This window comes from Rhodococcus sp. EPR-157 (genome assembly GCF_001647195.1).
Taxonomy (GTDB): domain Bacteria; phylum Actinomycetota; class Actinomycetes; order Mycobacteriales; family Mycobacteriaceae; genus Rhodococcoides.
Genome location: NZ_LVCV01000513.1, coordinates 1 through 12,024, shown reverse-complemented (window position 1 = coordinate 12,024; position 12,024 = coordinate 1). Strand labels below are relative to the sequence as shown.

Genomic DNA, 12,024 nt, shown 5'->3' with positions numbered 1-12,024 from the left:
CGTGTAGGTGTGCTCGAACGGGAAGAGGTAGGCGATGCTCAGACCCGAGATCACGAAGCTCACCATGAAGGACTTTCGTCGACCGATTGCATCGGCGAGAAACCCCCACGTGGCGTAGCCGAGAATTCCACCTGCGTTGAACAACATGGAGGAAATTGCCACACGATGGTTGGCGATGTCGGTGGACAGCGATTCTGCCGAGGCCATGTTGCGGATGATCTGTGGATACCACGTGGAGACGCTCCAGAACGCGAGCAGCGACCCGGTTGCGAGCGCGGTGCAGATCAGTGTTGCGCGAAGGTGCGGTGGGGACAGCAAGCGCCGCAGGACGAACTGATCTTCGGGTCGCCGCATCGCGCTGCCCTTACGCTTCTTGCGGGTTGCGATGACGGTCTTGATCTCTTCGGGTTCTGGAACATATCTACGCAGGAACCACACTAGGAAAGCGGGTACGACGGCCAGTACCAACATGAATCGCCAGCCTTGGCTACTGAGCAGGCTGTAAGCCAGAGCCGCGATGAAGAATCCACCTGCGTAGCCCGACATCATCACTCCGCAGGCCCGAGCACGGTACTTGTTCTTCCATACTTCTGCTACCAGGGCGGCACCCACGGGGGCTTCCACTCCTGAGCCGAGGCCGGCGATGAATCGCAGTATGCCGAGCTGCCACCACGTGTCGGCGAACGCCGCGAGCGCGGTGAAGAGCGCATAGGTCAGAATGCCGATCGACAGAACCCGCACTCGACCGAAGTAGTCGGCAAGCACTCCGAAAAGGATTCCGCCGGTCGCCCATCCGGCGAGAAACAACGCGACGGTCATACCGCCGTAGAGGCCGATGTATCCTGCGTCGACACTGATTCCGGAGTTCGGAAGCAACTCTGTCATCGCCGGCCCCAGCACCAGTGCGTACAGGCTTCCGGCGAAGCCGTCGAGCGCCCAGCCCATGGTGGTTCCGAACAGGACGAGCCATTGCACTCTGGTTATTTCCTGGCGCCAACCATCGGCGCTCGGCTTTTCATCGATCGATGTCACGGTATGTCCAATCGTGAGGAGGAGTGGTGTTCCGACGCCGTCAGTTCAGGCGGCCGGGTGTGTCGGATCCGTACCAGTCGACATCACTGTCTGCGGTACGGACGACGATCGTCTTGATCCAGGTGAAGTCGTCGAACGACTCTGTGCCCGCGTCTTTTCCGGCTCCCGATTCCTTGACCCCGCCCCAGGGCAACGACGGCTCGAGTCGGTGGTGGTCGTTGACCCAGACCATCCCTGATTCGATGGACTCGGCGACGCGGTGCGCTCGACCGATGTCGCGCGTCCAGACGCCCGCACCGAGGCCGAAGGGGTTGTCGTTCGCCATCTCGATCGCCTCCTCCTCCGTATCGAAGGGCACGACGACCGCGACTGGCCCGAAGATCTCCTCCTGGGCGACACGCATCGAATTGGTGGCGTCGGCAAGGACGGTAGGCCGAACGAAGAAGCCGTCACGCAGGCTCTCCGGGAGGTCGGGAACATCTCCACCCGCAACCAAGCGTGTTCCCTCGGAACGGCCGATTTCGATGTAGTCCAGTACCTTCCGGCGCTGTCGGTCACTGATCATCGGTCCCATCTGCGTGCGGACATCAGCGGGGTCACCGATTCGAATCGACTCGGCTCGGCGAGCGAGGGCGTCGACGAACGCGTCGTAGCTGCCGCGCTGAACAAGAAATCGTGCTCCTGCAACACACGATTGTCCCGAGGCCACGAACGCGGCGAATGCAGCACCTTCCGCCGCAGCGACCGGGTCGTAGTCGTCGAACACGATGACCGGAGTCTTCCCACCCAGTTCGGCAGTGATTCGCGCGAAACGAACTGCGGTGGCCGCCGCGGCAGAACGGCCGGCCTCCGTTCCACCGGTGAGGGTTATCTTCGCGACATCTTCGTGCTCGGTCAGCCGGATACCGGCCTCTCGCCCACCGGTGACCACGTTGACCACTCCCGCCGGAACCCCTGCGTCGGTGAGTATTCGAGCGATCGCGAGAGTGGTGAGGGGCGTGAGCTCGGACGGCTTGATCACGACGGTGTTCCCGGTCGCCAATGCGGCCGAAAGGCTTCGGGCCAGGATGAGCGCGGGGTGGTTGAACGGGGTGATGATTCCGCAGACACCGAGTGGCGCTCGCTTCTGATAAGTCAGGTACGGCCCGTCACTGGGCAGAACCGAGTCACGCTGCGATGACAGGAGACCCGCGTTGTACCGAAACCACTCCGGCACCCTGGACAGCTGGGCACGCGTTTCGGTGATGGGCCGGCCGTTGTTCTGCGTCTCGAGGGTGAACAACGACTCGCTCGCTGCTTCGAGGGCATCTGCAGCGCGGAGTAGAACCCGTGCCCTGTCCGTCCGGCTCGTACGCGGCCACGGACCCGACTCGAATGCGATTCGCGCCGCAGCGACCGCCACATCTACGTCCACGCCGTTCCCGTCGGGCACCGTCGCGATCGGTGTGCCCGTGGCCGGGTTGACGACGGTCGACGTCGCACCGCTGGCGGCTTGGACGTCTTTCCCGTCGATGTACATCGAATGTTCGGTCATGTCACGCTCGTTTCGTACTCGCTGAAAAATTCCGGTCTGGCGAAGTGTCGCTGTCGGGGTCATCGCCGCTGTGAACAATCTTGCGATCTGCATCACACCAGGGCTATGTTTGCGCAAACACAAAACCTTCGACTTCATGGTGATCAACACATATCGAGAAGTGGCGGTCCACCCCGCATGACACCCGACGACGAGCTGTCCGAGCTGCGACGCTGGCTTGACCGCGTGCGATCCATCACCCAGACCGTGGTGACGGCGCAACCGCTGACCGGTGTCCTGAACTTGATCGCGGAGAGCGCATCATCGCTGATGGGCTACGAGTTCTGCGGAGTACTCGTTCCGAACAGCTCGCGACGTGTTCTCACCATCGAGGGCGCGAGCGGTCTGTCGGCGGACTACGTATCGCAGGTCAACGCCGATCGGCCGGTCCGACTCGATCAGGATCCCAGCGTCGAGGCCCCGTCGAGCACAGCATTTCGAACAGGCGCTCCGGTGGCCATTGCGGACACCGACGCCGAGCCGCAATTCGCGCCGTGGGGAGGCGTTGCGAGGGAGCAGGGATATCGAGCGATGATTTCGGTTCCGTTGCTGGACTCGGACCACGTCGCCATCGGAACTCTCAATTGCTACCGCAAGAACGTGCACGTCTTCACCCCACACGAGGTCTCGCTGCTGACCCTCCTGGCCGATCACGCCTCGATCGCGTTGACCACGGCGAGCCTTCGTTCGGCCGAGGCGCGACAGATGGACGAACTCGTGGTGCTCAATCACGAGCTCCACCAACAACGTGACCTATTGCAGAAATCCGAGGACATCCACCGACGGCTGACCGAGATCGCGCTACGCGGCGGCGGCGTCGAAGGTATCGCGGCAGCGCTGTCGATCCTGATCTCCCGACCGATCGTGATCGAGGATGTGCACGGTGCGATTATCGGCCGCTCCACCACCGCTGCGACGTTCCCCGACGACCGTGCCAGTGCACACCCCGTCGACCTCGATCGACCGGGGAACTTCGGCTACCACTCCGTTCGGTTGGCCGAATCCGAAGTTGCGCGGATCTGGATCGCCCCTGGCCCCACGAAGCTCACGTCCATCGACGACCGAGCGATCGAGCATGCAGCCCTGGTGACTTCGCTCGAAATTCTGCGGACTCGAACTGCCGACGAGGTTCGATGGCGACTCCATGGCGAAGTGGTCAACGACCTGCTCAGCGGGGAACCGTCGGCTACCGGCACCATCGTCGAACGCGCGGAACGTCTCGGTCACGACCTCACCAGGAAGCACTCGATGGTGGTCGTCTCCCTGTCCGGCATCGAGTCCGCGGACGTCGACAGCGGCCTACGGCAGTCACTTCGCTCGATACACCGTTGGGCCGAAAGTCTTCATCCGCTGCCGCTCGCTGCCATCCACCACGACCGGATCGTCGTACTCGTTCCGGAGGTGGAGAGCGATGTTCCTCAGACCGCCGAGACGATTCGGTCTCTGGCCCGATCCAGCCGGACCGCCTTCACAGCAACCGCAGTGACCGTAGGACCCTGCCTCTCCGTTCAGTCCTATGTCCGGGCGTACCGCACCGCGGCCGGAGCTCTGGACACCATGAGGCTCACGAGCCGCACCGACGTGTCGGTATCGCTCGAAGACCTCGGCCTTGTCGGACTGCTCCTTCAGCTCGACGACACCGAACAGCTCCTTCGGTTCGGCGATCGCACTCTCGGTCCGGTTCGCGCGCACGACAACACACGGGGCACCGAACTGATCACCACGCTGCGTGCGTATTTCGCGAACGGCATGCTCACGGGGGCCACCGCCCGCACTCTCCACGTCCACGCGAACACCGTCGCGCAACGACTTCGACGAATCCAAACGCTGACCGATCTTGATCTTGCTCGTCCCGATCAGGCGATGGAGGTCGCAGTTGCATTGACGGTCAGCGACATCGGCAGTGCCGCTGTCAACAGGGTTTGACTATCGAACTATTCGATGGTGAGCACCGAAATTTATCGTTGGACACGATTGCCAAGCCGCGGGAAAGTGATCTAGACCACTTACCAACGGAGGCGTCATGTTCACCGACATCTTTTACAGATTCACCAACACGTCGGACGACGATCGCACGTGCATCGGGACAGCCACTCCGGCCGTGCTCGGACATGCGGTCGCGTGGGGCGCATCGGCCGACATCTTCGAGGGATGCGGACCGGAATCTGCTCGGTGAAGAACGAAACATGCGATCGTTGGCGGCGTGGACGAACGTCAACTCGAATACTTCGTGGCAGTGGCCGAGGAACTGAGTTTCACCCGCGCGGCGGCAAAGCTCTTCGTCGTGCAATCGACGGTATCGGCCAGCATTCGAGCGCTGGAGCACAGTCTCGATGCTCGCCTGTTGCAACGCACGAGCAAGAGCGTGAATCTCACCGAAGCCGGACGCGCGTTCCTCCCCGAAGCAAAGGCCGCGCTCGACGTACTCGGGCGTGCTCGCGCAACCGTGCGTGACACGGACGCCGGACTGCGAGGGGCACTTCGAGTAGGAACGCTGAGCGGAATGACGGCACTGAACAGTGCCGCCATGGCACGACGTTTCGCCCAGCTGCACCCGCAGGTGAGCCTCTATCTGGAAACCTCGCCGAGTGGCTCCTCCGGCCTGCTCGACAAGGTGCGAAACGCCACGCTCGACGTCGCCTTCGTCAGTGTGGCTTCGCCGTCGGACGCACTAGGGGTCGAGCCGAGGTCGCTACGGACCCTCCCGCTACGTGTACTACTGCCGCCCGGCCACCGGCTTTCGACACGGAAGTCGGTACGACTGTCCGACATCGCGTCCGACCCGTTCGTCGACATGCCGGTCGGATTCGGAATTCGAACCCTCCTCGACGACGCGTTTCGGCGCGCACGATTGACCAGGTCGATCTCCGTGCAGGCCGCCGATCTGACTACGATTCCCGACTTCGTCGCCGCTGGTCTCGGTACCGCCGTGGTCCCGGACATGAGCAGGTCGGAAGAGTTGGGATTGACCTCGACAGCTATCACGGGCGCGACCTTGACATGGACCCTGTCAGCGGTTGTTCGAGCGGGAGCGGATACCTCGCGGGCAGCGCGGGCGTTGTTGGAACTGGCTCCAACTTTCCTGTCGGACAGACCCGTCTACTGATTCGCAACGAACCCGAGTTTCTTGTCCACGACGTTGCGCAGTTCCTCGGACGCTGCGTAGCGCTCGAAATTGGCGACGAACAACTCTGCGAGGCGGTCACGCCAACCCGCCGCGTCACCGCTCATGTGCGGGGTGAGGACGAGGTTGGGAGCGGTCCAGATCGGATTGTCCACAGGAAGTGGTTCCTCCTCGAAGACGTCGAGCGCGGCCCCTGCGACGTGACCCGACCGCAGACCGTCGAGAAGCGCTTCGGTGACGAGCAACTCACCCCTGCCTACGTTGATCACGCGTACTCCGGGTTTGGCCGCAGCGATGACCGGTGTGTCGACGATCCCACGCGTCTGGTCGGTCAACGGTGCAACGAGTATCAGGTAGTCGACGTCGGCGACGACCTGTTCGAGATCCGAACTCGCGTGCACGACGCCGAAGTCCGCGTCACCGGTGCGCCCGGTCCGACCGACGCCTGCAACCGAAATCCCGACGGCAGACAACAGCCGCGCGATCTCACGCCCTATCGCACCGGTTCCCACGATCATCGCCTTCGCGGTGTCGAGGCGTTCGGTCTCGCGGTGCGTCCACTTTCGTTGCCGCTGAAGCTCCGCCGACGTGGCAGAGTCCTTCGCAAACGCGAGTATCTGCGCAAGGACGAACTCAGCGATCGGTCGGTCGAAGATCCCGCGCGAATTGGTCACCACCACATCGGAATCGACGAGTTCGTCGAACATCAGCGAATCCACGCCGGCGGCAGCGATATGGATCCACTTCAGCGAATCGCAGCGATCCCACACCTGCTTCACCGCGGGCGAGAAGAAGTCCCACAGCAGCAGCACATCGGCTCCGGGAACGGCATCCCCGAGGGTGTCCGCCGTGGCGTAACGAACTTCTGCCACAGCGGACACCGAGTCCATCCCCGCGGGGAGGTTGTCGGCGTGAAGGACGACGACAACCAGTCTGTCTCCCACTACTTCTTGTACCCCACGAGTTCCACGCCGGTCGCGGCGACTTCGTGGTCGTTGTCACCCGGGCATTGCGTTCCGCGCAGCGATCGGCCTGCGGTCTCCGGCATCAACAGGATGGGGACGAACGCAATGGCCGCGGCGATCATCATGTACCAACCCGGGATGAGATTGGAACCGGTCCGATCGATGAGGAATGTCAGAATCAGCGGCGCTGTGCCACCGAAGAGCGATGTGGACACGTTGTAGCCGATGGCGAACGCGCCGTATCGAACCTGCGTCGGGAACAACGCCGGCAGAGTCGACGACACGCACGAGCACATGATCACGAGCAGAATGCCGAGGCCGAGCAGGCCGATCGATTGGCCGACGAGCCCGGTATTGATGATCAGCAGGAACAGCGGCACGCTGAACACGAAGTACCCGACGCACGCCGCGAGCAGCAGCGGCTTTCGTCCAATTCGGTCCGACAGCGCGCCGATCGGATTGATGATCGCCATCATGATCAACATGATGATCACGAGAGTGAAGTTGGATTGAGTCGTGCTGTGTCCCAACGTGTCACTGAGATAGGACGGCAGGAACGTCAACACGGTGTAGTACGCGATGTTCAACAGCAGAACGAATCCCATCAGGATGAGAATCCGCTGCCAGTAGGTCATCGTCGTCTTGAGCGACGCGATGGCGCCACCTGCCGCACCCTCGGACACCGTCTCGCCGTCGGCCTTCGCCTCGGAGAACACCGGCGAATCCTCGAGTCTGGTACGCAACCACAGCGCGACTATGCCGAGCGGGAGCGTGAGCAGGAACGGAATTCGCCAGCCCCACGCCTCCATCGTGTCGTCGCCGAGCCCGAGGTTGAGCAGTGTGCACAGCGTTGCGCCTGCGACAGTGCCTGCAAGCGTGCCGAATTCGAGGAACGAACCGAAGAACCCGCGACGCTTGTCCGGTGCGTATTCCGCCATGAACACTGCTGCGCCACCGTACTCGCCACCGGTTGAGAATCCCTGTACAAGGCGACAGACGAGAAGCAGGATCGGGGCCAGAATTCCGATAGTGTCGAACGTCGGCAGAATGCCGATCGTTGCCGTCGCGATGGACATCATCGTGACGGTGAGGACGAGAACCTTCTGGCGACCGATCCGGTCACCGAGCGGTCCGAGCACGATTCCGCCGATCGGCCTGATGATGAACGACGCCGCGAGCACTGCGAATGTCGACAGCAGACTCGCTCCACCGTCCTCGGACGGGAAGAAGTTCGCCGCGATGTACACCGCCAGGTAGCCGTACACGGCGTAGTCGAACCATTCGACTGCGTTTCCGAGGGCCGAACCCCCGATCGCACGATGCAGGACCTTGGTTTCTTCTGCGTTCAACTCTTGGGTGTTCGGCGGATAACCGGTGGACGATCCGCCTGAACCTGTACTACTGAACCCACTGCTGGATGATTCTGACACGGTCCAATACCTCTCGCTTTGGAACTAACATGGAGCGTCGGTTTGGTACTTCGCAGCGCTTCACATTACGGAAGCAGCAACGCGACCGGGCGCACTACCCCCGGATTTCCGACATAACTGCTGGTAACGCAACGATTCTCGACGCCAGCAGCGCGTACGCTCGTGCGCTGTCACACAATTGCTGGACCGACACGGATTCGTCGGGTTGATGAGCCTGCGACTCGATCTCTCCGGGACCGAGCACGACGGTCTCTATACCCAAGTCACGCACTACGAAACCACCGTCACAGGACGCGGTCCATACATCGGTACCGCGAAAGCCGACTGCATCGGTCACCGCAGTCACCGCGGCGACGGTCGTATCGGAATTCTCACTGGTCAGAAAGCCAGGCATCTCCATCGAAACGTCCACGGCCACTTCGATGCCGTCGCCGACGATGCCCACGTTCTCGATGTCGCTCTGCAGCCGCGACGCAACGACACGCGCGTCCTCACCTGGCAGGAGGCGCCTGTCGACGGTAATCACGCATCGATCCGGCACCATGGATGTTCCCGTGCCACCGTCGATGGTGCCGATGTTCCATGTCGCGGGCCCGAGTGCAGGGTGTGCCTGCGCTTTCAACTCCTCGCCCATCGAGTCGATCAGCCCGACTATGCGTGCGGCCGCCGATACTGCATTGCGCCCGTTACTGGGTCGTCCGGCATGCGCCGAGCGCCCGGAGACAGTGATCTCGAGATTCGCTGCGCCCCGACATCCGGTGATGGTCACCAGATCGGTCGGCTCGGCGACGATGCAGTGCGTGTACCGCCTGGTGTGTTGGCCGGCCACGAACGCTCGAATCCCGAGTCCGGTGTCCTCTTCATCGACGAGGCACGCCAGTGACACCGGCGAACGCGACAGTGTTCCTGATCTTTTCAGTGCAGCCATCGCAACGACGACCGCAGCGATCCCGCCCTTCATGTCGCACGCGCCCCGCCCGTACAGCCGTCCCTCGCGTACCACTGCGTCGAACGGATCGGTGCTCCAGCCGCCCCCTGCGGGAACGACGTCGGAGTGCCCGAGAAAGAGCACCCCGGCTTCTTCCGCTCCGCCAACTGAAACAACGACATTCGGGCGTCCAGGCGCGACCTCTTCGATCTCGATGTCGAAGCCGAGTTGCCTGCATCGATCGACGAGAACCATCGCGACCGATTCCTCGGTGGCGCCCGGATTCTCTCCGCCCGCGTCGATGAGTGCCGATGCCAGATCGACGATGTCCTCGGAGTCGATCTCGTCGAGCAATCGTTGTTCGGTCTCGATCATCGAGTCGGATCGCTCGACAGCATGGTGCTCGCGCGATCCACCGCCGCGGCAAGCCTTTTGACACCCTCGTCGATCCGTTCAGGAGTCGAAGAGGCAAAGCACAGCCGCAGAGAATCGTGGAACTTCCCACCGACGGACAGAGCGGGGCCGGGAATGTATGCCACACCCTCGGCCAGAGCGATTTCGAACAGATCTTGCGTCGATACCGCGGCTGCGTCGCCGCGCAGCGTCGCCCACAGGAAGAAGCCGCCCTCCGGGTCGGTCGTCTCGATGCGGTCGCCGAAGTACTTCTCCAGACTGCGCTGCATTGCGATTTTGCGTGGCCGGTACACCGCGGCAAGCGACTGCAGGTGGGTGTCGAGGTGACCCCGCCGGATGAACTCGGCGATCATGCGCTGGTTCGGCAGATTGGTGCACGTGTCCATCGCCTGCTTGGCGTTGATCAGCAGCTGTCGCGCTTCGGGAGCCGCGTCGACCCAGCCGACGCGCAAGCCGGGGGCGATCATCTTGGAGAACGTGCGGACGGAGAACACGAGCGGATCGTCCGGGCTCAGCGCGTTGAAGCTCGGGATGTGCTCGCCTTCGAATCGCAGGAGCCCGTACGGGTCGTCGTCGAGGATCACCGACCCCCACCTGTGCGCGAGTTCGAGAAGCAGCGAGCGCCTGGCCTGGGACATCGTCGTGCCGGAGGGATTCTGGAAATTGGGGATGACGTAGATCATCTTCGGCAGGCGACCCGCTTGTTCGACCAGTTCCGGCAGGGCTTCCACGATGAGGCCGTCGGAATCCATCGGCGCTTCGAGGACGTCGCCACCGTAACTGAGCACGGTGGCGGTTCCGTTTGTGTACGTGGGGCTTTCGACGATGACGAGATCACCGGGATCGACGAACAGCTTGCAGGCGAGGTCGAGACCCTGCATGCCTCCCGAGGTGATGACGAGTCGGTCCTCCGAGGTCGGCTCGCCGACCGAGCCGAGGTAGCCGAGCAAGGATTCGAGCAGGCCGGGGTCACCCTCGGTGGCGGCATAGTCCATGGCGTCCGCGGTCATGACCTTCGACGCGATCTCGGAAAACGCTGCCGCGGGAACGGTTTCCGCAGCGGGAGAGCCCATCGCGAACCGGACGATGTCGTGCTTCTGAGCTGCGAGGAGCGAGGTCGACGAGTCGATCACGGACCCCACCAGCTTGTCGGTGCGCAGAGCCCACGGAATGGTGGTGGCGATCATGTCTCACTCCTTCGTCAGTAGTTGGCGCGGGTAGTCGGTGAATGTCTCCACCCCGCTGTCGGTCACGCGCACGGCCTCGGACACCTCGTATCCGTAGTCGTCCATCCACATTCCGCCGATGATGTGGAAAGTCATGTTCTCGGCCAGCACCGTGTCGTCGTCCGTCCTGATGCTGACCGTGCGCTCACCCCAGTCCGGTGCGTAGGCGATTCCGATGGAATAGCCTATGCGAGAGGGCTTGTGCAGTCCGTGACGCGCGAGGCTGACATTCCACACCTGCGCGAGCTCGGTCGTGGTGACCCCGGGTCGCACGGTATCGAGCACTTCGTTCAGCGCGTCGCCGGTCGACTGCGCGAGATAGTCCAGGCGCTTGCTCGGCTTTCCCAGCACCACCGTCCGTGCCATCGGTACGTGGTATCTCCGAAACACGCCGGCCAGCTCGACGACTGTGGTCTCACCTGCGATGAAGACTTGATCGGACCAGGTCAGGTGAGGAGTGTCGGCACCGGCACCGGTGGGCAGCATCGGGACGATAGCCGGGTGATCTCCGCCGAAGTCGGCCGTTCCCTTGACCTGAGCGTTCATGATTGCCGCCGCAGCATCACACTGCCGGCCGCCCGCCACGATCGAGTCGTAGGCCGCCGACATCGCTGATCCGCACACCTGAGCCGCGCCACGCATCAGGTCGATTTCCGCGGGTGACTTGACCACGCGCACCCAGTTGATCAGCTCGTAGGAATCGGTGAAGTCGTACTCGGGCAGAGACTTGACGAGTGCTTCGAACGCCTTGGGACTGAAGTAGTACGAGTCCATCTCGAGTCCGACCTGACCGTGCGAGAAGTTGTTCACCACACCGAGTTCGCGAAGCCTCCCCGCGACCCACACGAACGGATGAGTGTCCTTGCGCTGCACGAACGTTTCCGGATATCCGAACGTCTGCTCCTGCGGCAACCACGATGTCCGGAAGGCTCCGTTGGCGTCCATCTCCCTGGCGAAGAAGAACAATTCCCCTTCCACCGGAACGTAGAGCATTTGCGGGGTGTAGAACGACAGCGCGTTGTAGCCGAGCAGGTAGTACAGGTTCGAGGGGTCGGTGACGATCAACGCGGTCAAGTTCTGCGACGCCATGCGCGCCCGGACCTTGGCGAGACGGGTGGAGTACTCCTCGTCGGTGAACGTGATGGGTGTGCTGTTCGGCAGATCTGCGTACTCGGCAAGACCTGGCGCGTGATCCCGGCCGACCGCGCTGGTGAGTTCGGCGGCGTAGTACTCGTTCTCGTTCACTGGTACCCCCTCTCGAGCATCGCGGGAGGCGTTCAGCGGCCCGTGAGCATTTTGCAGATTGTTGACAATCAGGCTAATTGCCTGTGG

Annotated in this window: 10 protein-coding genes; 3 read left to right on the top strand and 7 right to left on the bottom strand. The window is 62.6% G+C overall.

From position 1 onward, the window contains the following. Together A2J03_RS23175 and A2J03_RS23170 are read right to left on the bottom strand one after the other, a co-directional pair. Nucleotides 1-1,032, bottom strand: a 1,032-nt coding sequence (locus tag A2J03_RS23175; RefSeq protein ID WP_331712391.1) for an MFS transporter, incomplete at its 3' end; no start/stop codon positions are given. A 40-nt stretch (nucleotides 1,033-1,072) separates the two neighbouring features. Continuing rightward, on the bottom strand, nucleotides 1,073-2,566 hold the full coding sequence (locus A2J03_RS23170) for an aldehyde dehydrogenase (RefSeq protein WP_082898040.1): 1,494 nt from the start codon (nucleotides 2,564-2,566) through the stop codon (nucleotides 1,073-1,075). A gap of 177 nt (nucleotides 2,567-2,743) precedes the next feature. Between A2J03_RS23170 and A2J03_RS23165 the strand changes: the two genes are divergently transcribed. The 3 genes from A2J03_RS23165 (at nucleotide 2,744) to A2J03_RS23160 (ending at nucleotide 5,711) form a co-directional block, all read left to right on the top strand. Then, nucleotides 2,744-4,531, top strand: a complete 1,788-nt coding sequence (locus A2J03_RS23165; RefSeq protein ID WP_068378648.1) for a helix-turn-helix domain-containing protein — start codon at nucleotides 2,744-2,746, stop codon at nucleotides 4,529-4,531. Between the two features lie 97 nt (nucleotides 4,532-4,628). Then, entirely contained in the window at nucleotides 4,629-4,781 is a 153-nt protein-coding gene (locus A2J03_RS30710; protein WP_156520545.1) for a hypothetical protein, read from the top strand. A 27-nt stretch (nucleotides 4,782-4,808) separates the two neighbouring features. Further along, on the top strand, nucleotides 4,809-5,711 hold the full coding sequence (locus A2J03_RS23160) for a LysR family transcriptional regulator (RefSeq protein ID WP_068378646.1): 903 nt from the start codon (nucleotides 4,809-4,811) through the stop codon (nucleotides 5,709-5,711). On the opposite strand, the gene A2J03_RS23155 is transcribed toward A2J03_RS23160, so the two are convergent. The 5 genes from A2J03_RS23155 to A2J03_RS23135 form a co-directional block, all read right to left on the bottom strand. Further along, nucleotides 5,705-6,673: a D-2-hydroxyacid dehydrogenase gene (locus tag A2J03_RS23155; protein WP_082898038.1), complete on the bottom strand. Its 969-nt coding sequence runs from the start codon at nucleotides 6,671-6,673 to the stop codon at nucleotides 5,705-5,707. The genes A2J03_RS23160 and A2J03_RS23155 overlap by 7 nt on opposite strands. Then, on the bottom strand, nucleotides 6,673-8,043 hold the full coding sequence (locus tag A2J03_RS23150) for an MFS transporter (protein WP_068378644.1): 1,371 nt from the start codon (nucleotides 8,041-8,043) through the stop codon (nucleotides 6,673-6,675). The genes A2J03_RS23155 and A2J03_RS23150 overlap by 1 nt, the downstream gene beginning before the upstream one ends. A 175-nt stretch (nucleotides 8,044-8,218) precedes the next feature. Continuing rightward, on the bottom strand, nucleotides 8,219-9,427 hold the full coding sequence (locus tag A2J03_RS23145; protein WP_068378643.1) for a M20 family metallopeptidase: 1,209 nt from the start codon (nucleotides 9,425-9,427) through the stop codon (nucleotides 8,219-8,221). Further along, nucleotides 9,424-10,653, bottom strand: a complete 1,230-nt coding sequence (locus A2J03_RS23140) for an aminotransferase-like domain-containing protein (protein ID WP_068378642.1) — start codon at nucleotides 10,651-10,653, stop codon at nucleotides 9,424-9,426. The genes A2J03_RS23145 and A2J03_RS23140 overlap by 4 nt, the downstream gene beginning before the upstream one ends. Before the next feature lie 3 nt (nucleotides 10,654-10,656). Beyond that, nucleotides 10,657-11,853: a M24 family metallopeptidase gene (locus A2J03_RS23135; protein ID WP_442971398.1), complete on the bottom strand. Its 1,197-nt coding sequence runs from the start codon at nucleotides 11,851-11,853 to the stop codon at nucleotides 10,657-10,659. Nucleotides 11,854-12,024: the final 171 nt, after the last annotated feature.

What these genes read in the sequence shown, in the direction of transcription:
- A2J03_RS23170 (WP_082898040.1), bottom strand. Translation starts at nt 2,566, where the DNA reads ATGACCGAACATTCGATGTACATCGACGGGAAAGACGTCCAAGCCGCC.
- A2J03_RS23165 (WP_068378648.1), top strand. Translation starts at nt 2,744, where the DNA reads ATGACACCCGACGACGAGCTGTCCGAGCTGCGACGCTGGCTTGACCGC.
- A2J03_RS30710 (WP_156520545.1), top strand. Translation starts at nt 4,629, where the DNA reads ATGTTCACCGACATCTTTTACAGATTCACCAACACGTCGGACGACGAT.
- A2J03_RS23145 (WP_068378643.1), bottom strand. Translation starts at nt 9,427, where the DNA reads ATGATCGAGACCGAACAACGATTGCTCGACGAGATCGACTCCGAGGAC.
- A2J03_RS23140 (WP_068378642.1), bottom strand. Translation starts at nt 10,653, where the DNA reads ATGATCGCCACCACCATTCCGTGGGCTCTGCGCACCGACAAGCTGGTG.